At 32.8% G+C, this 24,702-nt stretch carries 24 protein-coding genes; 14 read left to right on the top strand and 10 right to left on the bottom strand.

What is annotated here, in order from left to right:
* Positions 1–2: 2 nt before the first annotated feature.
* Complete coding sequence (locus D1818_RS08000; protein ID WP_118457763.1) at positions 3–911, bottom strand: spondin domain-containing protein; 909 nt, start codon at positions 909–911, stop codon at positions 3–5.
* 163 nt (positions 912–1,074) lie between these two features.
* Here D1818_RS08000 and D1818_RS07995 point away from each other — a divergent pair, with 163 nt between their 5' ends.
* From D1818_RS07995 to D1818_RS07960, 8 genes are all read left to right on the top strand, one after another.
* Complete coding sequence (locus D1818_RS07995) at positions 1,075–1,701, top strand: LysE family translocator (protein WP_118463597.1); 627 nt, start codon at positions 1,075–1,077, stop codon at positions 1,699–1,701.
* Between the two features lie 49 nt (positions 1,702–1,750).
* Complete coding sequence (locus D1818_RS07990; RefSeq protein WP_118457761.1) at positions 1,751–2,617, top strand: hydroxymethylglutaryl-CoA lyase; 867 nt, start codon at positions 1,751–1,753, stop codon at positions 2,615–2,617.
* Between the two features lie 16 nt (positions 2,618–2,633).
* Entirely contained in the window at positions 2,634–3,092 is a 459-nt protein-coding gene (locus D1818_RS07985) for a heme-binding domain-containing protein (RefSeq protein WP_118457758.1), read from the top strand.
* Positions 3,093–3,304: 212 nt separating this feature from the next.
* A complete protein-coding gene (locus tag D1818_RS07980) occupies positions 3,305–4,540 on the top strand; it encodes a DUF4856 domain-containing protein (protein ID WP_118457755.1) in 1,236 nt (411 codons plus the stop codon).
* A 103-nt stretch (positions 4,541–4,643) separates the two neighbouring features.
* The gene (locus D1818_RS07975) at positions 4,644–5,759 is read left to right on the top strand and encodes an imelysin family protein (protein WP_118457753.1); all 1,116 of its coding nucleotides are present in this window, start codon (positions 4,644–4,646) and stop codon (positions 5,757–5,759) included.
* Between the two features lie 18 nt (positions 5,760–5,777).
* Positions 5,778–7,139 carry an HTTM domain-containing protein gene (locus tag D1818_RS07970; protein WP_118457751.1) on the top strand — a complete coding sequence of 454 codons (1,362 nt, stop codon included), beginning with the start codon at positions 5,778–5,780 and terminating at the stop codon, positions 7,137–7,139.
* Complete coding sequence (locus tag D1818_RS07965) at positions 7,120–9,591, top strand: TonB-dependent receptor domain-containing protein (RefSeq protein WP_118457749.1); 2,472 nt, start codon at positions 7,120–7,122, stop codon at positions 9,589–9,591. Before D1818_RS07970 ends, D1818_RS07965 begins: the two co-directional genes overlap by 20 nt.
* A 96-nt stretch (positions 9,592–9,687) precedes the next feature.
* Positions 9,688–10,200 carry a PAS domain-containing protein gene (locus D1818_RS07960; RefSeq protein WP_118457747.1) on the top strand — a complete coding sequence of 171 codons (513 nt, stop codon included), beginning with the start codon at positions 9,688–9,690 and terminating at the stop codon, positions 10,198–10,200.
* A gap of 249 nt (positions 10,201–10,449) precedes the next feature.
* Here D1818_RS07960 and D1818_RS07955 read toward each other — a convergent pair whose 3' ends face one another.
* The gene (locus D1818_RS07955) at positions 10,450–12,057 is read right to left on the bottom strand and encodes a class I SAM-dependent methyltransferase (protein ID WP_118457744.1); all 1,608 of its coding nucleotides are present in this window, start codon (positions 12,055–12,057) and stop codon (positions 10,450–10,452) included.
* Between the two features lie 79 nt (positions 12,058–12,136).
* Complete coding sequence (locus D1818_RS07950; protein WP_118457742.1) at positions 12,137–12,400, bottom strand: DUF1456 family protein; 264 nt, start codon at positions 12,398–12,400, stop codon at positions 12,137–12,139.
* A 101-nt stretch (positions 12,401–12,501) separates the two neighbouring features.
* Between D1818_RS07950 and D1818_RS07945 the strand changes: the two genes are divergently transcribed.
* The 4 genes from D1818_RS07945 (at position 12,502) to D1818_RS07930 (ending at position 14,763) form a co-directional block, all read left to right on the top strand.
* Positions 12,502–12,903 (top strand): TerB family tellurite resistance protein, encoded by a 402-nt coding sequence (locus D1818_RS07945; protein WP_118457740.1) that lies wholly within the window; start codon positions 12,502–12,504, stop codon positions 12,901–12,903.
* 221 nt (positions 12,904–13,124) lie between these two features.
* Positions 13,125–13,556 carry an Hsp20/alpha crystallin family protein gene (locus D1818_RS07940; RefSeq protein WP_118457738.1) on the top strand — a complete coding sequence of 144 codons (432 nt, stop codon included), beginning with the start codon at positions 13,125–13,127 and terminating at the stop codon, positions 13,554–13,556.
* A gap of 163 nt (positions 13,557–13,719) precedes the next feature.
* A complete protein-coding gene (locus tag D1818_RS07935) occupies positions 13,720–14,574 on the top strand; it encodes an SPFH domain-containing protein (RefSeq protein ID WP_118457736.1) in 855 nt (284 codons plus the stop codon).
* Between the two features lie 3 nt (positions 14,575–14,577).
* Complete coding sequence (locus tag D1818_RS07930; protein WP_118457734.1) at positions 14,578–14,763, top strand: Arc family DNA binding domain-containing protein; 186 nt, start codon at positions 14,578–14,580, stop codon at positions 14,761–14,763.
* Here the strand turns inward: D1818_RS07930 and D1818_RS07925 are convergent, their stop codons facing one another.
* The 5 genes from D1818_RS07925 to D1818_RS07905 form a co-directional block, all read right to left on the bottom strand.
* Positions 14,764–15,234, bottom strand: coding sequence for a hypothetical protein (locus D1818_RS07925; protein WP_118457732.1), 471 nt, complete (start codon positions 15,232–15,234; stop codon positions 14,764–14,766).
* 612 nt (positions 15,235–15,846) lie between these two features.
* Positions 15,847–16,095 (bottom strand): DUF2306 domain-containing protein, encoded by a 249-nt coding sequence (locus D1818_RS25705; RefSeq protein ID WP_233558521.1) that lies wholly within the window; start codon positions 16,093–16,095, stop codon positions 15,847–15,849.
* A gap of 54 nt (positions 16,096–16,149) precedes the next feature.
* A complete protein-coding gene (locus tag D1818_RS07915; protein ID WP_118457730.1) occupies positions 16,150–17,175 on the bottom strand; it encodes an aldehyde reductase in 1,026 nt (341 codons plus the stop codon).
* 24 nt (positions 17,176–17,199) lie between these two features.
* Positions 17,200–17,958 carry a LytTR family DNA-binding domain-containing protein gene (locus D1818_RS07910; RefSeq protein ID WP_118457728.1) on the bottom strand — a complete coding sequence of 253 codons (759 nt, stop codon included), beginning with the start codon at positions 17,956–17,958 and terminating at the stop codon, positions 17,200–17,202.
* Between the two features lies 1 nt (position 17,959).
* Entirely contained in the window at positions 17,960–19,036 is a 1,077-nt protein-coding gene (locus D1818_RS07905; RefSeq protein ID WP_118457726.1) for a sensor histidine kinase, read from the bottom strand.
* 248 nt (positions 19,037–19,284) lie between these two features.
* Between D1818_RS07905 and D1818_RS07900 the strand changes: the two genes are divergently transcribed.
* Positions 19,285–21,669, top strand: a complete 2,385-nt coding sequence (locus D1818_RS07900; protein ID WP_118457724.1) for a TonB-dependent receptor — start codon at positions 19,285–19,287, stop codon at positions 21,667–21,669.
* A 61-nt stretch (positions 21,670–21,730) separates the two neighbouring features.
* Positions 21,731–22,237, top strand: coding sequence for a DUF1569 domain-containing protein (locus tag D1818_RS07895; RefSeq protein WP_118457721.1), 507 nt, complete (start codon positions 21,731–21,733; stop codon positions 22,235–22,237).
* An 83-nt stretch (positions 22,238–22,320) separates the two neighbouring features.
* Here the strand turns inward: D1818_RS07895 and D1818_RS07890 are convergent, their stop codons facing one another.
* Together D1818_RS07890 and D1818_RS07885 are read right to left on the bottom strand one after the other, a co-directional pair.
* Positions 22,321–22,857, bottom strand: coding sequence for a hypothetical protein (locus D1818_RS07890; RefSeq protein WP_118457719.1), 537 nt, complete (start codon positions 22,855–22,857; stop codon positions 22,321–22,323).
* Positions 22,858–22,942: 85 nt separating this feature from the next.
* Positions 22,943–24,610 (bottom strand): formate--tetrahydrofolate ligase, encoded by a 1,668-nt coding sequence (locus tag D1818_RS07885; protein ID WP_118457716.1) that lies wholly within the window; start codon positions 24,608–24,610, stop codon positions 22,943–22,945.
* Positions 24,611–24,702: the final 92 nt, after the last annotated feature.

The following is a 24,702-nucleotide window of genomic DNA, read 5'->3' as shown; positions in this document are numbered from 1 at the left end:
TACTATCTCAAAATTATTTTTTGAGTTTCAGTTTTTCCAAGTTTTGTATGAAGTCTGACTAGATAAATCCCAGAATTAAGATTAGTGAGGTCTAAGTTAATGTTTGCATTACTTTCTTTAAAATCATAACGTCTCACTTGTTTTCCTAAAACATTATAAACTTGAATTTCTTCTACTGTAGCAGTTTTCGAAGATGATATTGATATGTTTCCATTGCTTGGATTAGGAGAAATGGTAATAGCATCCTTTAGATTATCAAAATTTTGTATGCTAAGTCGTTTTTGTGTAAAAACAATAGTTCCAATTTTTTCGGATGAAAAAGGAGCAATTCCTCGTAAACTTGATATGGTTTCTTGAGGAACTGTAGCTGGATTATTTAAACTATAACCAGTTCCATTTTCAGTTCCTGCATCATAGGCATATAGATCTAGTGTAATTTCTGGGATCCATTGTCCTCCATTATCCAATAAGGAAACACTATTTACTGCAATTATCCAATCAGGACTTGGAGCAATCATTGAAGCAAGACTAATTAAAGGGTAGTCAGAATTTATAGTAATATCGCTTATGGTTATAGTTCTGCCAGATCCTGTAAAAAATAAACTAGGACCTTCAATAAATTGATCAGCATTATTAGCGTTTATTGCATTTATAACTTCTGAGTTAAAAGTGCCGAAAGCACCAGTTTCTGCAACTTGTGTTACACCATTAGTAGCTAGACCACCCATTTCAAGAAAAGTAACATTGCTATTATGTGCAGCACCTACTAATTCAGTAAAATGAGCATTACCTGGCAATGAGCCATGAGCTTCCCAATTACTAGTAAAAATAATATCGTAGGTAGCTGTTGTCTGGCCAAAAGTTGTTAAAGAAAGAAATAATAGTGTAGTTTTTAGAATAAGCTTTTCCATTTGTGTGGTTATTGGTTATTTGGATTTGTGTTGTATACTTTAAACAGTTGAATGAACAATAACCCTAATTATTCAATAATAATTTATTATGAACTGGTTTTAAAATGATATGTATACTTTTGAGCTGTCGGTTGTTTATATAAAACCTTACAAAAAAGTACAAATGAATTTTGAAATTTTATACACTTTTGTAATTGCTACCTCTGCTTTGGCAATCTCTCCGGGGCCGGATAATATTTATGTATTAATGCAAAGCATTGTTAATGGAAAAAAGTTCGGCTTAGCTACGGTAGTAGGTTTAATGTCTGGATGTTTGGTGCATACTACCTTGGTTGCTTTTGGAGTATCCGTGATTATTAAACAAAGCGAATTATTATTTTTCATCATAAAACTTTTGGGGGCATTATATTTATTTTTTTTGGCTTATAAGGTTTGGAGAAGTGATGGGGCTATTCAATTAAATGGAGATAATGTAGAGAAAAAGAGCTTAGGACAGTTGTTTAGACAAGGGTTTATTATGAATGTATTAAACCCTAAAGTATCCATATTCTTTCTAGCATTTTTTCCTGGGTTTTTATTTAGTAAAGAATTAAGTAATGTAACCCAGTTTTATATTTTGGGATTTCTGTTTATACTAGTTTCATTTTTTATTTTTGGTTTAATAGCTGTGATGGCTGGGTATATTTCTGATTATGTAAAAGAGAATTCTAAAGTAGGAGTACTTCTAAAATGGTTACAGATCATAGTCTTTATCGGAATCGGAATTTTTATCCTCTTTTCTGAAAAATAATCATATTTTTATACTCTTAATTAAATTTCTTTCAGACCAACGCTGATACATGGCCGAAAAAATAAAAATCATTGAATGTCCAAGAGATGCTATGCAAGGTATCAAGGACTTTATTCCAACAGAAAAAAAAGTTCAATATATACAATCGCTGCTTCGTTGTGGATTTGATACTATAGATTTTGGCAGTTTTGTGTCTCCTAAAGCTATTCCACAGATGGTGGATACTGCCGAGGTTCTATCTCAGTTAGATTTGTCGACAACAGAAAGTAAACTATTGGCGATTATAGCCAATGTTCGTGGGGCGAATGATGCAGCGCAACATAAAGAAATTGATTATTTGGGATATCCTTTTTCGATTTCTGAGAATTTCCAAATGCGTAATACGCACAAAACAATTGCAGAATCTGTAGAAACATTACAAGAAATTCTCAACATTGCCGATAGGTCAAATAAAGAAGTAGTAGCGTATCTTTCCATGGGTTTTGGTAATCCTTATGGAGATCCTTGGAATGTAGAGATTGTTGGAGATTGGACAGAGAAATTAAATACTATGGGAGTGAAGATTTTATCCTTGTCTGATACGGTTGGTACATCCAATCCTGAGATTATAGAATACTTATATGCAAATTTGATCCCAAAATATCCCGATATAGAGTTCGGAGCGCATTTGCATACAACTCCCACAAGTTGGCATGAAAAAGTAGATGCTGCTTATAAAGCTGGTTGTAGAAGATTTGATGGAGCAATACAGGGGTTTGGCGGATGTCCAATGGCAAAGGATGAGTTAACTGGTAATATGCCAACTGAGCGCATGCTATCTTACTTTACAGCCGAAAAAGCAGATACTAATGTTAAGATGATGAGTTTTGAATCAGCTCATAATGAAGCAACCAAAATATTTACTAAGTATCACTAATAGATAAATTGATAGAATGAAAAGTATTTTAAAAAAAGTAGGTTTATTATTGTTGTTAGTAGTAGTAATTATGCAATTTATAAGACCTGATAAGAATGAATCAGGTTATGAGTCAGTTGCTTATTTCGAAAATGAAACTAAACCAACTTCTCAAGTAAAAGAGATATTAAAAAACAATTGTTATGATTGTCATAGTAATCAAACAATTTATCCTTGGTATGCAGAAATAGTACCAGTGTCTTATTGGTTAGATCATCATGTAGAGGAAGGGAGGGAGCATTTTAATATGTCCGATTGGGAACAATATTCAGATAAAAAGAAAGATCATAAGTTAGACGAGCTAATTGAAGAAGTCGAGGAAGGAGAAATGCCACTTTCCTCTTATACATGGATTCATGGAGATTTAGAAAAAGAAGAGATGGAACTGCTGATCAATTGGACAAAAGAGCTTAGAAAAAAATATACTTCTAAATAAATACTTGTAGTAAATGATTCTATAAGAATTCTACTCTATTGTATATGTGTATTTTAGAATTGCTTTTCTTTTGGAGTAATTGGATTATCTAATTGTTAAATTTAATGTTTATTTAGATTTAGTATAAATAAAGTTTGTAAAATATGTTTTGATACATATATTTGCATTCGAAATTAGGAACTATTTATATTAAGTCTAAATAAAACAAAGCAATGAAGGTAAAAAGTCTAATCAATATTATATGCATATCAGGAACTATTATTTTAAGTTCATGCTCTTCAGATGATGATGCACCAATTGTTCAGGTAGAAGCTCCCGCTACATATGAATTTCTGCGTGACGGAGAAAGTACAGTAAGTTTTAGTGGTCAAACTACTAGGATAGCAATGGCGGAAGTCATTATTAGCGAATTTACAGATAATACAAGTACTGAAGCTATTATTGATGCTATGTTTGATCATCAGGAAAATGTCGATGATTTCGAAGATGCTGATTTAAATTCTTCTGATAAAAGTGTAAGAAGTAAGACTGCTGCAAGTGCTGATTATTTTTCTGCTAATGCTACAGATGCAGCTGCAATCAAAGCGGATTTTGATGCTTGGATAAAAGGACAGGTTGATGAAGTTTTTCCTAATTGGGCTGTAACTGCTACGGCAGGTAATTCTGGAGTTCTTCAAGAAGCTGGAGGAGGATCTGATAGATATGTAAACGCTAAGGGATTAGAGTATAATCAAGCCTTTGCAAAAAGTTTGATAGGCGCTTTGATGACTGATCAGGCATTAAATAACTATTTAGGAACTGCCGTTCTTGATGAAGCTGATAACGTAGCTAATAATAATGATGGAGTTGTAGCAGATGGGAAACCATATACTACTATGGAACACAAATGGGATGAAGCTTATGGATATTTATACGGTGCTTCTGTAAATCCAGCAAATCCTAACCCTACAATTGGAGATGATGATAGTTTTCTAAATAAATATATTGGTAGAGTAGAAGGAGATGCTGATTTTGCTGGTATAGCAGATGATATTTACGATGCGTTTAAATTGGGTAGAGCGGCTATTGTAGCTAAAAATTATACAATACGTGATCAGCAAGCAGCTATTATTAGAGAAAAGATTTCTGAAATCATTGCAATAAGAGCAGTATATTATTTACAACAAGGTAAAAATAGCTTAGAAGAAACTACAATCGATTATGCAAGTGCTTTTCATGATTTGTCAGAAGGGTATGGGTTTATCTACAGTTTACAGTTTACAAGAAGATCGGGTAGTAATGCTCCATACTTTACAAGAACTGAAGTGCAGGCATTTATTGATCAATTAATGGGAGGGACTAATGGTTTATGGGATGTGACTCCAGCGAAATTGCAATCAATTTCTGAAACTATTGCTGATAAATTTAGTTTTACTGTTACAGAAGCAGGTAGTGTTACTCCTAACTAGGCTAAACAAAACATAAAATGATAAAAAAAGAGGTGGTAAGTTATAAGGTTTCCACCTCTTTTTTTACATTTGCAAAACTTTATTAAGAATAAATAAAAATAAGATGAGGAAGTTTGGGTTTTTAACAGTAATTATTTTGGTTCTTGTTGTAGCTGCCTGTTCATCAAATGATGACGGTGGAGGGACAACTGATAATTTTGATAGAAAAGCGATGCTTGAAAATATTGCTGACAATATTGTTATTCCAGCATATCAAAATTTTTCAATGGATATGGCTGCTTTAAAAACGGCTACTTCTGATTTTGTTACTACTACTGATGAAGCGAATTTAGTTTCTTTAAGACAAGCTTGGTTAACAGCATTTGTGTCTTGGCAGTCTGTTAGTATGTTTGAAATAGGTAAAGCTGAGGATATATCTTTTAGAAATTTCATGAATGTTTATCCTGTTAATGCTGCCAATATAGAAACCAATATTTCTTCAGGGACTTATGATCTTACTTCAGTTTCTCAGCAAGATGAGCAAGGTTTTGGAGCATTAGACTATCTAATTAATGGTTTATCTGATTCTGATGCCACTATTGTTGGTTTTTATACAGATGCTACCAATGGTGATGCCTATGGAACTTATCTAACAGATCTTGTTACCAGAATGGACGATTTAACATTAGGGGTGTTGAATGATTGGACAGGAGGTTATAGAGATTCTTTTGTGAATAATAGTGGTTCTTCGGTAACGAGTTCATTAGATAAATTAGTAAATGATTTTATCTTTCATTACGAGAAACATTTACGAGCGGGTAAGATAGGTATTCCTGCAGGTGTGTTTTCCGGAACTACTTTAGATGATAAAGTAGAGGCGTTCTATAAAGGTGATGTGTCAAAAATACTGTTTAATGCTAATCTTGATGCTTTACAAGATTTCTTTAATGGGAAACATTTCAGCAGCAATGCTACTGGTGAAAGTTTAAAGACATATCTTGATTTTCTTAATACTATTAAGGATGGAGAAGATTTAAGTACCTTAATTAATAGTCAATTTAATACGGCAAGAACCACAGCAGGTAACTTAAACGATGATTTTTCTGTACAGGTTCGAACTAACAATAACTTAATGCTGAATACTTATGATGAACTTCAAAAAAATGTAGTTTTTCTGAAGGTAGACATGCTTCAGGCTATATCGGTGAATGTTGATTTTGTCGATGCAGATGGAGATTAAATTTATTTTCAGCATTATATGAATCATCATTTAAAGGAATATTTTAAAAAGAATACGGAGGCTGCACCACTTGCAGTCTTTCGTATTTTTTTTGGTTTAATGATGTTGATTAGTATTATTCGTTTTTGGAGTTATGGGTGGATAGATAAATTATATATTAAACCTACTTTTTTCTTTTCATATTATGGTTTTGATTTTATTAAACCTATTGGTGTTTATACCTATTTAATTTTTGCTTTATGTGGTATTTCTTCAGTATTTGTGGCTATTGGATTTAAATACAGAATAGCCATTATAACATTTTTTCTAAGCTTTACGTATATAGAATTAATGGATAAAACTACATATCTCAATCATTATTATTTTATTAGTATTCTGAGTTTTTTATTTATTTTTTTACCAGCTAATGCTTATTATTCATTAGATGCTAAGATAAAGAGAATGTCTTTTCAGAAAGTGCCAAGCTGGACAATTGATGCAGTTAAATTATTATTAGGAATTGTTTATTTCTATGCAGGTTTGGCAAAGTTAAATTCTGATTGGTTGCTAAAAGCGATGCCTTTAAAAATTTGGTTGCCTTCCAAATATGATATACCACTAATAGGAGATTTAATGCAACAAGAATGGGTGCATTATACTTTTAGTTATACAGGTGCTATTTATGACTTAACGATTCCGTTTTTATTGTTGTGTAAAAGAACTAGAGTTTTTGGTTTTGCAATGGTAGTTTTGTTCCATGTTTTAACAAGAGTACTTTTTCCGATAGGTATGTTTCCTTATATCATGATTGTTGGAGCTTTGATATTTTTTGATAGCAGTGTTCATCATAAAATACTACAATTAATTTCTAAAATATGTAACATAAATAAAGCAAGTTTTGATACAAATAGAGTATTGGTTTTTCTGCAAAGTAGAGCCAAAATTATGGCATCAGTATTGGGATTGTTTTTTGTAATTCAAGTATTTTTGCCGTTTCGATATATGTTATACCCTGGGGAGTTGTTTTGGACAGAAGAGGGCTACCGTTTTTCTTGGCGAGTAATGTTAATGGAAAAGGCTGGATACGCCAATTTTAAGATTGTAGATGCAGAAACCGGAAAGAGATTTTATGTGGATAATGATGATTTTCTAACTCCTTTTCAACAAAAACAAATGGCTACGCAGCCTGATTTTATATTGGAGTATGCACATTATCTTAAATCACATTTCGAAAATCAAGGGCATAAAAACATACAAGTATTTGTAGAAAGTCATGTAGCGCTTAATGGGAGATTAAGTAGCAAATATATAGATCCTAATGTGGATCTGGGAAAGCAAAAAGAGTCATTTAAACATAAAACGTGGATTATTCCATTTAAGGATGAGATTAAGGGATTGTAATGTAGTTATCTTTTTTTTATTGATAACTACTGTCGTTTCAGCGCAGTATACGATTAATGGAGTTGTAAAAAACCAAAGTGATCAACCCGTTCAAGGCGCAGAGGTTTATAATAGAACTACTGGAGAGCAAACAATAACAAAAGTAGACGGAAGTTTTGAGTTTACGGAGTTATCAGAAGGATCATACTTTCTTTCAGTTTTCAGTTTTGATTATGAGATTTTAGAACAAGAGATTACTATTAGTAAGGATACTGAGATAAAGTTGGTTCTAAACCTTTTAGGAGAAGAACTGTCGGAGGTAATTGTTACTCAGCGGAGAGAAAAGGTGTTTGGATTGAAACAATTAAAACCCGTAGAAGGAACGGCAATTTATGCAGGAAAGAAAAGTGAAGTAGTTTTGTTGAGTAATGTTCAGGGTAATTTAGCATCTAATAATGCAAGACAGATTTATGCACAAGTAGCTGGGTTAAACATTTATGAAAATAGTAGTGGAGGATTACAGCTTAATATTGGAGGGAGAGGATTGGATCCGAATCGTACTGCAAATTTTAATACGCGTCAGAATGGTTATGATATCAGTGCTGATGTGTTAGGATATCCAGAAAGTTATTATACACCACCCGCAGAAGCGATTGAAGAAATACAGGTAGTTCGTGGAGCAGCTTCTTTGCAATATGGAACACAATTCGGAGGGTTGTTAAACTTTAAAATGAAGAGGCCAAATCCGAATAAAAAAATAGAATTGGTTTCTCGTCAAACATTAGGCTCCTATAATCTTTTTACCAGTTTCAATAGTTTAGGAGGTACTATCGGAAAGTTTAGTTATTATACCTTTTTTAATTATAAAAAAGGGGATGGGTTTAGAGCTAATTCTGAATTTGATTCTAAGAACGCTTATTTCCATTTAGGATATCAGTTGTCGGATAAAACAAAGTTGATTGGAGAGTTTACATATTTAGATTATTTGGCAAAACAACCAGGAGGTTTAACAGATACGCAATTTAATATAGATCCTACATTTAGTAATAGAACCAGAAATTGGTTTGATGTAAATTGGAAATTGTTTTCGTTGAAACTAGAGCACGAATTTTCTGATAAGACTGATTTTAGTCTTAATTTATTCGGATTAGATGCTTCGAGATCTGCGGTTGGTTTTAGAGGAGTTCCAGGAAGTTTAAATACGAATCCTATTACAGATGTAGATGAAATTGATGGATCTGGTGATTTTGTAAATTCTAGGGATCTTATTGTTGATAATTTTAGGAACTGGGGAGCAGAAGCAAGGCTACTAACTAGATATCAATTATTGGATGAAGAGTCGGTTTTTCTTATTGGATCGAAATATTATAAAGCTTCTAATGATTCAAGACAAGGGTCGGGAGGTATCGGGTCAGGACCAGATTTTAATTTTCAAGATGAAGCTTTTCCTGATTATCCGAATCAGTCTTCTTTTGATTTTCCTAATGTTAACCTAGCTGTTTTTGGAGAGAACATATTTAAATTATCTGATAGGTTTTCGGTTACTCCTGGATTTAGATTTGAATATATTAAGACAGAAAGTGAAGGGACTTTTAATGATGTAGTATTTGATAATGCAGGCAATCCTATAGCAAATAGTATAGAGACAGATAATAGGGAATTAGATCGATCTTTTTTCCTTTTCGGAATTGGATCGAGTTATAAAATTAGCAACTCTTTAGAAGCGTACGCTAATGTTTCACAGAATTATAGATCTATCACTTTTAGTGATATTAGAGTTGTGAGTCCAACGTTTAGAGTTGATCCAGATATAGCAGACGAAGAGGGGTTTACTGCGGATATCGGAATACGTGGTAGGTTAAACAATATGTTATCTTATGATATCAGTGTTTTTGGATTAGTGTATGATGATAGAATTGGTATTGTATTTAATGATAGGGCTGAACGAGTAAGAGGAAACATAGGAGATGCATTTATATATGGAGTGGAGAGTTTTGTGGATTGGAATGTTTTGAATACTTTCTCAGGAGATAATGAAAACTATAGATTAAACTTGTTTGCTAATACTTCCTTTACTACTTCAGAGTATACGTCGTCTGATCTTTCTGGAATTGAAGGGAACAAAGTGGAGTTTATACCAGAAGTTAACTTGAAAGCTGGTCTGAAATTTGGTTATAAGAACTTCCTGGCAAACGTACAGTATACATATCTTGCTGAGCAATTTACGGATGTTTCTAATGCTGCTGTGGCATTAGATGGGGATAATAGAAATGGTATTATAGGAGAAATACCGTCCTATTCAATTTTAGATCTATCGCTATCGTATACCTATAAAAAGTTTAAATTAGAAACTGGAATAAATAATCTTTTGGATGAAAGTTATTTTACACAAAGAGCAACAGGATATCCGGGACCAGGAATTATTCCTTCGGATCCTTTAACATGGTATGCTACTTTGCAATTTAAATGGTAGTTTGTATAAGATTTAACTTTTGTTTACTTGTATAATTAACTTTTGTTCAATCTATAGTTTTAGTTTTAATCTATAAATTTGTTCAAAATACACATTATGAAAGAGTTTGAGGGTTATGACATCATGATGGCAGAATATTATGGTGCTAATTCAGCACTTATTTTGCCACTATCTTCTTGGGAGTTTTATGGAGAACATAACTGGTTTTTTAATAGTTTTAAGAAAGACCTTGATTCTTTGAGTAAAATTACCAAAAAGTGGGATTTTGAAAATGTTTATCATAATGAGTTGGTGAATAAACAATCAGTCATAGTTGTAACCAATCCTGATCTCGAAATAGTATATGCGACTCATAACATAGAAAAAATGAGTGGATATACTTCTGATGAAGTTATAGGTAACTCTCCTAAAATGTTTCAGGGTGAAGAAACTGATCCTAAAATATCTAATGTTATAAGAATGGCTATACAAAAACAAGAACCTTTTGAGGTTTCCATTGTCAATTATAAAAAAGATAAATCTACTTATTTATGTCATATCAAGGGCTTCCCTGTTCGTGATAAGCGTGGTAGGCTTGTTAATTATATAGCTTTCGAGCAGGCTGCGTAGTACTTTTCTAATTAAATATATTTTGTCTTTTTTTATCCTTTAAGTTTAGGAGACTAATAAAAGTATTTTTTATTTGGCTAGAAAACTAATAATTTTCAGTTCGTTAATCTGTTATTAAACATATCTAGCTTATGTAATAATGTCTAATTTTTATTCATTTTATAAGTATAAATCAATAGAATAATCTGTATCGATATTTAGAACTAGTCAAATTTATCGAATCCTATCGCTTTTTAAATTAGTTTTACATTATTTCCCTTTGATATAATTTATACTAACGGTTGCTAAATCAGAATTAGGGAATTTAGAAAAATAATCAGGGTTACTTTCTAGTCCCACTTCTTTAATAATTTTAATAAAAGAGTCTATTTCCAAAATATATTGGTCAGAAAACCCGTGAGTCGCATCATAAGCAGTGGCAGCGGTATTGCCTATGTTTTTAGCAGCAATAGCAGGTGGGATAGTATGCAGTTCTATAACAATCAATCCAAATTTAGAGATATGCGGAGCCCACTTTTTAAAATGATCTTTCAGGTTGCGTTCTACGTCATCATTATGTAATAACTTTCCTCTAAAGGCAAATGCTCCCGTGGAGTTGCTTGGTGCATTTAATGTTGCTATAGGCTCGCTCCAGATTCTATTATGGTCCAGAAAAGTTCTTACCGATAACAGATCTTTTAGTTCAATTTTATAGTTTTCTTTTAAATCTTTTTCTAGGAGATCAGGATCACTAATATCACCCCAGATTACTTTAGCCCAGATGTCTGCTTGAATCAAGTTAGCTCTGGTAACTTTAAGAGCTGCTTTATTATAATCAGCGCCAACCAAAAATAAAGGATAATCATCCAGATGTTTTCCTCTTAATGTTTTAGATGCTATAATCTCAAAAAGATGGATCAAAAAAGCACCATTTCCACATCCCATATCTAATATGCCTTTAGGTTGTTCGTCTAATGGTTTGTTGAATAAGCTGATGATAATCTCGTCAATTTTTTTGAAGTAAGTGGTATGAGCGCCACCACTTCCCCAAACGTTCATTTCGCGATCTACGTGGATTTCATTAGTATGAAGAGCAGGATTCCATAAAACTTTGGGGTTGCCAAATAATAAATCGTCTATTTGCCTAAACATAGGGATATAAGACACTGTCACTCCATATGCAGTCGCTCTTTTAGCAAAAAATAGTCCTTTATTGGTGAATGTGTAGTTTTCTTTGTTTTTATGGAACCATCCTAAATAACTTAAGAAGGAGAGTATAGTGTCGAAACTCTCTGGAAAGCGATGATACTCATCTGCGCTAAAAGATGCTTCCATAAAATATTTATGGAACATTCCACCCATTCCAAGGTGTACTATCGTAGGTCCTACCAGAATACCTTCTACGTGTTTAAGGATTTGATTTTGTATAGTGTGTGTCAGTTGATCTTCAGGAACAGGTAGCTCTAATCTATTCTGATAGAATTTAAATAGTTTTTCTAACTTTTGAAACGGTTCTAATTCGAATTTTCTCCTGTGGAATTTACCAGAATATTCAAGAAGATCAACAACACCTTCATACAAATGAAAATGATCAAAAGCTATTCCTGTGTGTTGGTTTACGGAAACAATAGGAGTGTTTTTTTTAATATTATAGTCTAGCCATCCTTGTGAGGATAACATTCGTAACCCTACATTCAGATATCCTTCATTTCCTTGAAATTCTTTAGCAATTTCTGATATAGTTATGGTTTTATGCAGGATTATATAATCAGTAACCTTCGTTTTGAATAAAGAATATGCTACCGGTGCGACTGCAATTCCGTCTAAATGCCTAAATAGTTCTTCTCGGAATATTTGTTTTTCCTGTTTTGTGAGCATGAATACTTAATTGGTTGTTAGTTGAGATACTACGTTATAGCCTCATCCAAATTAAGCATTTATTTTTGAAGATGATATCTTATACTTTCTTATTTCCTGGTGGATTATCTTTTTTTGCAGGCATAGGTCCTCTAAGATGGATTACAAGTCCATTTAAGAAATTACGTAGGATTTGATCGCCACATTCCATGTATTTAGGATGATTTTCGTTTCTGAAAATAGCTCCAAGTTCACTTTTGGTGACCTTAAAATCTACCAACGAGCAGATTTTTACAATATCATCATCACGTAATTTGTGAGCCACTCGTAATTTCTTAAAAATATCGTTGTTAGTTAATCCCATAGCGCAAAGGTACTTTTTTAAATGAGTTCGTAAGAAAAAAATATTGATTATGTTCCATAAGAAATATGTTTATAAGATATTTGTGTACTTAAAATTTTGTAATGTATAGTAAGGAAGAGAAATTAAGCTTATTGTCAGAAATGATAGAATTCGCAAAGGCTGATAAGAAAATAAAAGATGAGGAGTATAATTTTATTTTAGCGGTAGCATCACAGTTAGGAATAACAGAAGAAGAAATTGGTTATTTAGTACGTAACAATGCAGAAAAGAAAAATCTTCAGCCAGAATCACAAAGAATACTGCAATTTCATAGATTGGTTTTGTTGATGAATGTAGATCAGGAAACAACTCAAACAGAAATCCATAAGATTAGAGAAATGGGATTGCATATGGGATTGCGATCTGAGGCTATAGATACTGTTTTAAAAGAAATGCATAACTACCCTAATAAGGTGATTCCACCAAAGGAATTGATTACAATTTTTACTAGATTTTATAACTAGCCCTATAAATATTTTTTGATAATCTAAATACTAAACCCTCAAGTGAAGCTTGAGGGTTTAGTATTTTATGTGTTTTTGTCATTAAATACATTAAAAATACGCCATAATGTCATTATCTTGTTGTGTTAAAGTGACAAAATGTCTTAAAAATAACAATGGAATTCTAATTGCTATATACTCATTGAATTTAAAATATAGAATAACTTAAAAAATATAATACAATGAGTTTAGTAAAAAGAACAGACAGATTACCATTTATTCTTGATGATATTCTTAATACAGATTGGTTCGGCGGAACTAGTAATGGACAAAAAATTGGTTTTAATACACCTGCTGTAAATGTAAAAGAATCTGACAATGATTTTGTAATCGAGCTAGCCGCTCCGGGATTAGTCAAAAAAGATTTTAATATAGAATTAGATAATGAGGTATTAACGATTTCTTCTGAAGTTAAAAAAGAAACTACTGAAGAAAAAGATAATTACACTAGAAAAGAATTTGGCTACAGTGCATTTAAGCGTTCATTTACCTTACCGGATACTGTAGATATTGTTGATATTTTAGCTTCTTATGATAATGGAATTTTATCAGTAAAACTTCCTAAAAAAGAAGAAGCAAAGGTGCAACCTAAGAGATTGATAGAGATTTCATAAGTTGATTTTTAGTTAGTTAATGTTGCGAAAACGCCTTCCAGAAATGGAGGGCGTTTTTATGTTTTAAAGAATGTTACTCGTAGATAGTTGTGGCTTTAATTTTCTTTAAATTATTAAAATGTGAATTTTTTTTGTATTATTGTGATATCAAAATGATATTATTATGAAAAAAGAGAAAAGTTTAAAAGCAAGTAATGGTTATTTAATGATTCTTATATTGTTATTGGTAATAGGAGGTACAATTTTTGGTTTTGCGATTAGTAAGAATCCTTTATTTTTGATTTCTATATTTGCTATAATTTTACTTATTAAAGGTTTCTTTATAGTAAATCCAAATAGCTCGAAGGTAATGGTCCTTTTTGGAGCTTATAAAGGAACTGTTAAGGAAAACGGATTCTTTTGGGCTAATCCCTTTTACACAAAACAAAGAATTTCATTAAGAGCAAGGAACTTTTATAGTGAGCGAGTAAAAGTGAATGATAAAATTGGTAATCCGATTTTGATTAATGTAATTTTGGTGTGGAAAGTAAGTGATACGTATAAAGCAGCATTCGACGTGGATCATTATGAAGATTTTGTAAGAGTCCAAACAGATGCCGCAGTTAGAAAATTAGCAGGTTCTTATCCCTATGATAACTTTGCTGAAGGGGAAGTTGAAGTCACACTACTATCTGGTATGGATGAAGTGAATGAGGCTTTGGAAAATGAAATTACTGAACGATTATTGATGGCTGGAATAGAGGTTATGGAAGCTAGAATTGGATATTTAGCTTATGCTCCGGAAATAGCCAGTTCAATGTTAAAGAGACAGCAAGCCGTAGCTATAGTTGCTGCGCGTAAAAAGATAGTAGAAGGAGCAGTTGGAATGGTAGAGGATGCTTTGATTCAGTTATCTGAAGATAAAATTATTGATTTTGATGATGATAAGAAAGCATCTATGGTAAGCAATTTAATGGTAGTATTGTGTGGTGATAAGGAGGCTACTCCTGTTATTAATACAGGAACATTACATTCATAATTTATGAGTAAGAAAAAATCATTTGTCCTTAGAATATCCCCAGAAACTTTTAAGTTAATCGAAAAATGGGCAGATGATGAGTTTCGTAGCGTTAACGGACAATTAGAATGGATGATTCATAAAAGTCTTAAAGATGCTAAACGTTTAAAATCGAAAAAAAGAGATGATGATACTTCGGATGAAAAATAATTATAATTTATTTCCGTAATAACAATCTGTAGAAAGTGCTTTAGAATAGCTAGTTTTAGAATCTAAATCCATAATAAGATACGTCTCTTTTTTTAGTTTTATCTCTATTCTATTTTGTTTCCAGTAGACTTTTATATCTTTTGATTTAAGATTTTTAATATAACTATATTTATTTGCAAAATTAGTAGTTAGAGGAGGTGCGTTTCCATTTTTTGTAGCTTCTTTTGGGCTAATTGTAATAGATTCTGGATCGACTACAGAACAAAGAAAACCATCAAAATCAATTCCTTGTTTATCAGGGTTCAAGACATATACCCATATAGAGTATTCATCTTCTTCAATCATTAAGGTTCTACCTGATATAGGGTCAGTAGAGGTGATAAAAATTCCATCTACGCTACCTTCTGACCTTGTTTTTGGAGCGCCTATGGCAAATACACTAGTAAATATTGATAGTAAAATTAGTTTCATTTAGGGCGTACTTTATATTGTTTATACTTATCGCTAGTAATAATATACCAGCTTTATTATAAATTTTAAGCCCTAATTAAATGAGATGAATCTAGATCAAATTGAGAATACTGTCTTAAGTAATGATCAGGATGAATTGTGTAGATCACAAAAATAAGAAATTAATCGTAACGTTGTATACATCTACATGATATAAATTTGTGAGATTTTCCCCTTATTTTTTGTATAAAAAATCCTACAAAAATAAAAAAGAACATGAAAATATATGGCAGTTATTTAACTATGATTCCGTATTAACTGATATTACTGTATCTAATTTTATAGTGATTATGAGGTAATAAGCTGCGAGAAGATTAGGCACCCAACATAATCAGGCGACAATTCTTTAGGCAATTATAAAATCCCCAAATGAAGCAGAAAGAATAGGTAACAAAATCCTTAAAGTAACTGCAGCAAAACAGGCGGCATAACTATAATACATTAGTATTTGGTGTTTATATATTTTCCATTCCAGATGCATAGGTAAGCGGCAAAAGTAGTATACAATCAAACAATGCCCAAGCTTGTAAAACCTAGTGAAACTATAATACCTCCAGTTGCAAAGTATGCTATCTAAACACCTGAAGTTCCGCTAATCAAAACAGCAATGATATAGACTTCACCAAGAAACTTATGCAAACCTAATCCATTAGAACGGATAGTGCGACTAAATTGCACCCAATCGATTAATAATGCAATACCACCTAAAATTATATGACTATAGAATGCTATATTCCATAAGTTATCTGCAAGAAGTTCGTGGCTTTTAGAGTTGAGTAACCCAAATTTTCGATCAATAAAAAAGTAAATGAAAGGGTACAAGCCGATAAAATACTCAGTACTACCAATACTCCTTTAGTTATTTTTTTCATATGCTTACACTAAACTTAATTTTATGGCACTTTCAGCGCAAGCTAACACCGCTTCTTTCGTAGAAATAGGTTGCCAATCCAAGAGTTTTATTGCTTTATTATTGTTAACTCTTCTTTCTGCACCTAGATCAATTAGTATAGGTTTTATGGTTTTATCAAGATTGGAAAATAATCGTACCGCAAAATTTGGCAAGGAAAATTTAGGAACTTTCTTATTTGGATATTTTTTACGTATTATTGATGCTACTTCTTCAAAGGTCAAAAATCCGGCAGAGCCAACAAACCGCTCTCCAGCTGCTTCAGGAACTTCCATAGCTCTGATGTGTAAATCGGCTACTGATCTGACATCTACCATATCAAAACCAATCTTTGGAATCGCAGGAGAACTGCCATCCATAGCTTTGATAACAATATTGGCGGAGGTGCCAAAATCTTTTTCCAGTATTGGTCCCAAAATAGCTCCAGGACAAATAGTTGTTAATTCTAATCCGCTTTTGTCATTTTCTATAAAATCCCAGGCAGCTTTTTCTGCGATTGTTTTACTTCTGAAATAAGGAGTAGAATCTTTAATATTTGTAATATCTGTCCAATCATTCTCATCAAAAATACCTTTTCGTTTTGATTTTTCCTTTCCATAAACAATAGCCCCAGAAGAGGAAGTGAGAACAACTCTTCTAAGTCCGTGTATAGAGGCTGCTTTTAGTATATTTAGGGTGCCGGTTTTAGCAGGGATAATAAGATCATTCTCATTTTTAGGTAATTCCCGAGGAAAAGGGGAAGCAATATGTATTATATTCTGAACTTCGCTTGCTAGATCACTCCATATGTTTTCATCCATTAAATTAGCTTCAGCTAAATCCAGTCTGTCAATATTAGAAGTGTTTTTTGCGATGACTTGCTTGATCTCATTGGCTCTTTTCATATTTCTCAAGGTTCCTATAACTTCATATCCTTTATTAAGTAATTGAATAGCAGTATGAGAGCCTAGAAAACCAGTTACTCCGGTTAATAGTACTTTTTTATTTTCCATAGTATGTGATGATTTTTTATGATGTTATAGATCCAACCATTTTTTGAAGTTAGAGGTTCTTTCACGAGATACTATAATTTGTTCTTCCTCCTGAGGTTTTAGTTTAAGTAATAGCCTACTATTAAAATAACTATGAATTTCTACAACTGACTTTACGCATACCATAAACTTTCTATTAATCCTGAAAAAATGAACAGGGTCCAGAATGTCTTCTAATTGATCAATAGAATATTCTATTGGGTATTGCTGTCCTGTATGAGCATGTAAAAAAATCAATCCTTCGTTTGATTTGAAATAAGCTATGTCTTCTACATTAAAGGTGGTAAACTGATTACCGACCTTAATCATGAACCTTTTTTTGTATTCTTTAGAGAATAGATTTTTTATTTTTTCTAGTTTTTGGTCATCAAAAATTGCATCAGAGTGTACCTGTGTTTTTCTGTATTTATTCAATGCATTTTTAAGATCACCTTTATCAATGGGTTTTAACAAATAATCTAATCCATTATATTTGAACCCTCTAATAGCATATTCATTATAAGCCGTTGTGAAGATAACCGGGGGATGATCTTCCATCATATCCAGAATATCAAATCCATAACCATCATTAAGCTGAATATCAAGAAATATTAAATCAGGTTTTGGATTGTTATCAAACCATTGACGACCGTTTTCTACAGAGGTAATCTGTCCAGTTATCCTTATTTCCGGAGCAAGTTCCTCAATAAGCGTTGCTAGTCGTTTAGAGGCGAAATTTTCATCTTCTACAATTACTGCTGTCATTTTAGGATACTTTTACGATTGCAATTTCTTTTATATTCTTTGGAAGTAACGGAATTGTTACTTTAAAATACCCGTTTTCGGTTTCTATAACCACTTTTTGATTGGTATAAAAAGAATACCTCCTTTCTATATTTTTAAGTCCAAGTTTAGTGGATTCTTCTTTTTGCTTTCTTACGTGCAAATTATTCTGAACAACAAGACTATTTTTCTGTATTGAAATAATATTGATTTCTAGAGGCTTTTCTTTAGAGTAGTAATTATGTTTTAAAGCATTTTCTACTAACATCTGTAATGAAAGGGTTGGGATCACAAAATCTTTTGGGTTTATAGAAATATGAGTATGAATACTCAATGCTCCTTCATGCCGGATATTCATCATAAAAATAAAAGAATCAAGAAAGTTTGTTTCTTTTTCTAAACTCACCAAATCTTCTTCACGATTATCTAGGATATATCGATAACAGGTAGCTAATCTGGAAACAAAATCTGAGGCAAGGTCTCTATCTTCATACATAAGAGAAGTTAATGTATTTAAACTATTGAATAAGAAATGCGGGCTTATTTGATTTTTTAATGATTTGTACTTAGAAGTCATTATTTCTTTTTGCAAATCATTCATCTTATTCTCCATCTCCTTTTTTTGTTGAAGCGCATGATAAAATAAATTGAAGATTATTAAGGCAAAACCAAGAATTGCCGCTCTAAAAAAATCAATTCTAAAACGTAACCAAGGGTTATCCACATCAATCTTGCAGAGTTGATCAAATTGGAATATGGCGAGGTAATAAACTAAAGCAGAAACTGGAAGGCAGATCGCTAAGTTAATCAGTAAGACCTTAACTCCTCCCGTTAGGTCGAGTCCACCGCCTATTTTTAATTGTTGTCTTCTTACCAACCAATCATTACTTTCCCAGGCTAACATAAACAGAAAAAAAGCACTACAGTAATAAAAAATACCGGTTGCATCAAAAGGAGTATCATCCTTATCATGAACAATGGTAAGTTTTATCAACAAATACACTACGTTAATAATTAGAATACGTATTCCGAATTTTTTTATGGTAGCTTTTTTTAGCATAGATAATCTAAATAGTATTGTTAAAGATACAGAACTACAAATCAATTTACATTTTGTATTTCCTTCAATTGTCAAAATAGAAGCTGAATTGTAATAAAAACCATTTCTCTTGAAAATCCTTGTTAATAGAGAACTAAAAAAGACTCAATAGTAGTTTTGAACACTTCAAAAGCAAAATTAACAGTTCCACTATTCTGATTTGCTGAATTGGTATCAAGTTGGCAGATTTGAGTAAAATCAACAACAATATGAAAAGATATGCTCTCTTATTTGCACTTTTATGTCTTAGTATAGTTCATGCGCAAACCGGAACTATTAAAGGACTAGTAATGGATAAACAATCCGAAACTCCACTAGTTGGAGCCACTGTAGAATTGTTAAAAACGAATGAGACCAATGGTGTCATTACAGATATTGATGGTTATTTTACCTTAGAAAAAGTACCCTTAGGAAGACAAATAATTAGAGTAAGTTATATTGGTTTTGAATCTATTACATTGCCAAATATTGTAGTGACCTCTGGTAAAGACGCTATTGTTAATGTAGCATTGAATGAAGCTTTTGATCGATTAGATGAAGTGATCATAACTTCAGAAACTAATAAAGCACGGGCTATAAATAAATTAACATCAGTATCCGCCAGGCAATTTAGTTTGGAAGAAGTAACTCGTTTCTCAGGAGGTAGGAGTGATGTAGGTCGTTTAGCAGCTAATTTCGCGGGTGTATCTGCTCCGGATGACAGTAGAAATGATGTGGTAATTAGAGGTAACTCTCCAACTGGTTTGTTATGGAGGTTAGAAGGTGTTCCGATTCCTAGTCCCAATCATTATAGCACTCTGGGAACCACAGGAGGACCGGTTTCTGCATTAAACCCTAATCTACTAAAGAATTCTGATTTTATTACTTCTGCTTTCCCTTCAGAATATGGAAACGCAATCGGAGGAGTTTTTGATCTTGGTTTTAGAAAAGGAAATAAAGACGATTATGAATATACTGCGCAAGTTGGAATTTTTACGGGAATTGAAGCAATGGCAGAAGGGCCAGTTGGTAAAAATAACGGATCATTTCTGGTAGCAGGAAGATATTCATTAGTTGGTTTGTTGGGTGTTGGAGCAGGAGGGACTTCGGCAGCTCCTAATTATAGCGATGTTTCTTTTAATCTTGATTTAGGAAAAAGTAAACTAGGTAATTTTTCTTTGTTTGGAATTATAGGTTTTTCTGATATCGATTTTCTGGGAGATGATATTGATGAAGATGATCTTTTTGCTGCAGAAGATGAAAATACTTTTGTAGAATCTAGATTTGGTGTAATTGGTCTTAAACACAGAATTAATATCACCGATAAATCATATCTAAGAACTATTGTATCTGGATCATTTACAGGAAATGATTTTCTAGTGGATCGCTTTATAGATAAAGACACTCCACAAGAACGTACTATACAATATACTGAGGCTGATAATACCGAAAATAGATATACATTTTCTACGCTCTATAATGCAAAATTAAGCAGTCGAAGTACGATAAGAACTGGAGTGCTATTAGAGAATATTGGAGTAGTATCATTATTGAATGATAGAACAGAACAACCAGATCTTAATAATGATGGGGATCCTGATCTATTTACGTTTAGAGATATTGATGAAAGTCTGACTATTGTTCAGCCGTATATTCAAGGGCAGTTTAGGTTAACCGAAAAATTAACATTGAATGCAGGAGTTCATGGTCAATATAGTTCGCTTAATGAACAATTTGTAATAGAACCAAGAGCTGGGCTCAATTACAAAATATCCCAAAACCATGGCCTAAGCTTTGGGTATGGTTTGCACCATCAACCAGTTCCATTACCCCTTTTATTCTTAAATGAAGAAGTGAACGGAGCGTTGGTACAAACCAATAAAAATCTTGATTTTGTAAGAAGTAATCATTTTGTGCTAGGATATGATGTAAAGCTAAGTAGCAGCTGGAGAGGTAAGGTAGAAGTATATTATCAGGATATTGACAATGCAGCTGTAGAATCATTTCCTTCTGGTTATTCATCCTTAACCGAAGGTGCGGATTTTGGGTTTGATAATGATAGAGTTTCATTGGTGAATGAAGGGACAGGATTTAATAAAGGAATTGAATTTACGTTAGAACGATTTTTTAGTAAAGGATATTACGGATTATTGACTACTTCCTTGTTCGAAAGTAAATATGAAGGTAGTGATGGTGTGGAACGCAATACTCCTTTTAATAATGGCTATGTGGTTAATCTATTGGCAGGAAAAGAGTTCGCTATGGGAAAAACCAAAAAGGATGTATTGTTTTTTGATACCAGGCTTACTTTTTCTGGAGGAAGATATTTTACACCAGTAGATTTAGCTGCATCACAAGCTGCTGGTTTTGAAGTGTTACAAGAAGATATAGCTTTTAGTGAACAGAACGATGGATATTTTAGATGGGACGTTAAGTTTGGTTATAAGATCAATAGTCGTAAAAAGAAACGATCACATCAGTTTTATGTCGATTTACAGAATGTAACGGCCAATGAGAATCTTTTTGCAAGACGGTATAATAGATTGACAAATAACGTAGATGAAGTAAATCAGATAGGATTCTTTCCAGATTTTGGGTATCGATTTGAATTTTAACATAAATAATTCAGTGTGAACACAATGAGAATGCATTATTAGCGTTCTGTGTTATTGCAACTTGGCTTTCTGGGGGTATGGACAAGGAGATAATAATGAAGGTAAGAAAGGGTTTATGGATAGCCAATTGTATGATATCGCATATCTGATTCAGTTTAAAGACCAAGTAAATACTAAGGTTTCTAAAGTTCCAATTGCTTGGCATCTGGATCATAGTCTAAAAGTTATTAATAAGATACATGATGTGCTCAAGAGTTCTGATCCTAGTGTATATGAAAAACGTTTCAGCCTAGCTCGTAACTTCTCGTATACATTTGGTTATATACCTAGAGGAATAGGGAAATCTCCAGGGTCTGTGTTGCCTCCAAATGATATAAAAACGGAAGACATACTATCTCAATTAGAAATTGCAAGAGAAAATCTTTTAGATTTAGAAAGTTTAGACGAAAATGTGAATTTTATTCATCCTGTTTTTGGTCAATTAAACAAAAAACAAGCTAAACGGTTTCTAAAAATACATACAAGACATCATTTAAAAATTATACAGGATATCCTACGTAAGGAATAAAGTTTTAATTTTCATCCTTAAAAATTGTCAGGTTATCTTTATCGGATATTGATATAGAAGTTTATTTTGAAAGATAACTAATTTTATTTTTCACGTTTTTCTATTTCTATTGCTGTTTTATAAAATTCTCGAAATTTTTCTTTGGCATATTTTGCGCGCATTGCAGATAACACATCAAACAAGGATAAACTGCACCAATCCCAAAGCATAGTATCAAAATTATATTTGTACATCTGTTTTCCAACTTCCTTTCTTATAGTATCAATTTCAGTTTTGCTGAAACCATTTTCCAGAAGCCTGGCAGTAACCTGTTTATTGTTCTCTTCGGTAAATTCTGTATCAAGATAAGGTTCTAAAATCCAATCCCAATTCCAACTATATGGTATTAGCGGAATGTTATTTCTTTCCGCAAACATTTTTAATTGGTCTTTTTTCTCTGCAGATACGAAAATGATATCATCTTTTATTTTAATTTTTGAAGCCCCAAAATCAATGCAGATAGTATCAATTTCGGTTGCTTTAATCAACTTTTCTGGATAGGCTATGGATGGTTCAAAAGGATAGTTGGATATGAATATTGTACTTTCGTGAATTTCAGAATCCCCAATCTCACAAAACAAATTATAAGATTTAATTTTTGTATTGAGGGATTTGAATATGTTCTTTAAAAAAATCACGATGTACAACAATTTGGTTTATAAAGCCTTAAAACAATCCTGTTATTTCTCCATCATCATTGACATCTATTCCTTCTGATGCAGGATGTGCAGGTAATCCAGGCATTCTCATAATATCACCCGTTATCGGAATCAGAAAACCAGCTCCTGCTGCTATTTCAATTTCTCTTACAGTAAGTATAAAATCTTTTGGTCTACCAAGTAATTTAGGATTATCAGATAATGATTTTTGCGTTTTTGCAATACAGACAGGTAAATGATCTAGGCCTAGATTGGTGATTTTTTTCAAATGAGCTTTTGCTTTAGAGGTGTAATCAACGTGTTTAGCACCATAAATTTCTGTTGCAATAGTTTCTATTTTATCCGTTACTTTAGATTCCCATTTGTACAATGGTTTAAAATCCGAGGTATCTGACGCTACGATGTCGATTACACATTGGGCTAATTCAATTGCACCTTCTCCACCTTTTGCCCAAACATCTGCGAGTGCGACTCTAACACCTTTAGAAGCTGCGAAATCTTTGATCATATCTATTTCTGCATCACTATCCGATGTGAATTTATTAATGGCAATAACCGGCTTGACTTGAAACTTAGTAATGTTTTCCAGATGTTTTTCTAAGTTTGGTAAGCCTTTTTGCAATGCTTCTATATCTGGATTGGTCAAGGATTTTAGATCTGCACCTCCATGATATTTTAGAGCGCGTATGGTAGCAGTTAGTACTACAACTTTCGGTTTGAGTCCTGCGCTTTGACATTTAATATCAAAGAATTTTTCGGCGCCCAAATCAAATCCAAAACCAGCTTCGGTAACTGTATATTCTGAGTATGACATTCCCATCAGAGTAGCTATGGCAGTATTTGTTCCTTGAGCGATATTAGCAAAGGGCCCGCCGTGAATGATCGCCGGATTTCCTTCTATCGTTTGTACTAGGTTTGGTTTTATGGCGTCTTTGAGCAATGCTGTCATAGCGCCTTCAGCTTTTAGATCTTTAGCATATATAGGTTTTTTATCATATGTATATCCTATAAAAATATTACCTAAACGTTTTTTGAGATCACTAAGATTTTCTGCCAAACAAAGAATTGCCATAATTTCTGAAGCAGCAGTAATGTCAAAACCAGTTTCTCTTGGTACTCCTGATGTGGTTCCGCCTAATCCAACAATGACACGGCGTAATGCACGATCATTTAGATCAACGACACGTTTCCAGCTAATGGTTCTTGGATCTAACAGTAGCGTATTGGTTTTACTTTGGATATTATTATCTATGATAGCAGCCAGCAGATTATGCGCTTTTTCTATAGCGGCAAAATCTCCCGTAAAGTGTAGATTGATATCTTCCATTGGTAATACCTGCGAATAACCGCCACCTGTGGCACCGCCTTTAATTCCAAAAACAGGTCCTAAAGAAGGTTCTCTTAATACTACCGTTGTTTTTTTATCTAATCGATTCAATCCTTCGGATAAACCAATAGACATCGTTGTTTTTCCTTCACCTGCAGGAGTAGGCGATATGGCCGAAACCAATACTAGGTTGCTTTTCTGAGCATTTTCTTTATTGATGGCATGCAAGGGTAATTTAGCTTTGTATTTGCCATACATTTCTATTTGATCGGGATCGACACCAAATTTTTCTGCAATGGATGAAATGTGTGCAAGAGTTACTTTTTTTGCAATTTGTAAATCATTCATAGGGTATAGGTTTAAATCGTTCGATATTAGAAATAACAGATGCTTAAAACGTTAAGGAATTGTGCAGCTTTATTTATATCTAAAAATAGTCA

Origin of the sequence: Aquimarina sp. BL5 (genome assembly GCF_003443675.1) — a bacterium.
Lineage (GTDB): Bacteria > Bacteroidota > Bacteroidia > Flavobacteriales > Flavobacteriaceae > Aquimarina.
The sequence above is the reverse complement of the archived record's forward strand: the minus strand, read 5'-3'. Positions and strand labels throughout refer to the sequence as shown.

Bases quoted from the DNA above. Each gene is read 5' to 3' on its own strand.
- D1818_RS07935 (WP_118457736.1), top strand. From the start codon at position 13,720: ATGAAAAAAGAGAAAAGTTTAAAAGCAAGTAATGGTTATTTAATGATT.
- D1818_RS07915 (WP_118457730.1), bottom strand. From the start codon at position 17,175: ATGGAAAATAAAAAAGTACTATTAACCGGAGTAACTGGTTTTCTAGGC.
- D1818_RS07910 (WP_118457728.1), bottom strand. From the start codon at position 17,958: ATGACAGCAGTAATTGTAGAAGATGAAAATTTCGCCTCTAAACGACTA.
- D1818_RS07955 (WP_118457744.1), bottom strand. From the start codon at position 12,057: ATGCTCACAAAACAGGAAAAACAAATATTCCGAGAAGAACTATTTAGG.
- D1818_RS07990 (WP_118457761.1), top strand. From the start codon at position 1,751: ATGGCCGAAAAAATAAAAATCATTGAATGTCCAAGAGATGCTATGCAA.
- D1818_RS07940 (WP_118457738.1), top strand. From the start codon at position 13,125: ATGAGTTTAGTAAAAAGAACAGACAGATTACCATTTATTCTTGATGAT.
- D1818_RS07905 (WP_118457726.1), bottom strand. From the start codon at position 19,036: ATGCTAAAAAAAGCTACCATAAAAAAATTCGGAATACGTATTCTAATT.
- D1818_RS08000 (WP_118457763.1), bottom strand. From the start codon at position 911: ATGGAAAAGCTTATTCTAAAAACTACACTATTATTTCTTTCTTTAACA.
- D1818_RS07950 (WP_118457742.1), bottom strand. From the start codon at position 12,400: ATGGGATTAACTAACAACGATATTTTTAAGAAATTACGAGTGGCTCAC.
- D1818_RS07975 (WP_118457753.1), top strand. From the start codon at position 4,644: ATGAGGAAGTTTGGGTTTTTAACAGTAATTATTTTGGTTCTTGTTGTA.
- D1818_RS07945 (WP_118457740.1), top strand. From the start codon at position 12,502: ATGTATAGTAAGGAAGAGAAATTAAGCTTATTGTCAGAAATGATAGAA.
- D1818_RS07980 (WP_118457755.1), top strand. From the start codon at position 3,305: ATGAAGGTAAAAAGTCTAATCAATATTATATGCATATCAGGAACTATT.
- D1818_RS07930 (WP_118457734.1), top strand. From the start codon at position 14,578: ATGAGTAAGAAAAAATCATTTGTCCTTAGAATATCCCCAGAAACTTTT.
- D1818_RS07885 (WP_118457716.1), bottom strand. From the start codon at position 24,610: ATGAATGATTTACAAATTGCAAAAAAAGTAACTCTTGCACACATTTCA.
- D1818_RS07965 (WP_118457749.1), top strand. From the start codon at position 7,120: ATGAGATTAAGGGATTGTAATGTAGTTATCTTTTTTTTATTGATAACT.
- D1818_RS07970 (WP_118457751.1), top strand. From the start codon at position 5,778: ATGAATCATCATTTAAAGGAATATTTTAAAAAGAATACGGAGGCTGCA.
- D1818_RS07985 (WP_118457758.1), top strand. From the start codon at position 2,634: ATGAAAAGTATTTTAAAAAAAGTAGGTTTATTATTGTTGTTAGTAGTA.
- D1818_RS07995 (WP_118463597.1), top strand. From the start codon at position 1,075: ATGAATTTTGAAATTTTATACACTTTTGTAATTGCTACCTCTGCTTTG.
- D1818_RS07960 (WP_118457747.1), top strand. From the start codon at position 9,688: ATGAAAGAGTTTGAGGGTTATGACATCATGATGGCAGAATATTATGGT.
- D1818_RS07900 (WP_118457724.1), top strand. From the start codon at position 19,285: ATGAAAAGATATGCTCTCTTATTTGCACTTTTATGTCTTAGTATAGTT.
- D1818_RS07925 (WP_118457732.1), bottom strand. From the start codon at position 15,234: ATGAAACTAATTTTACTATCAATATTTACTAGTGTATTTGCCATAGGC.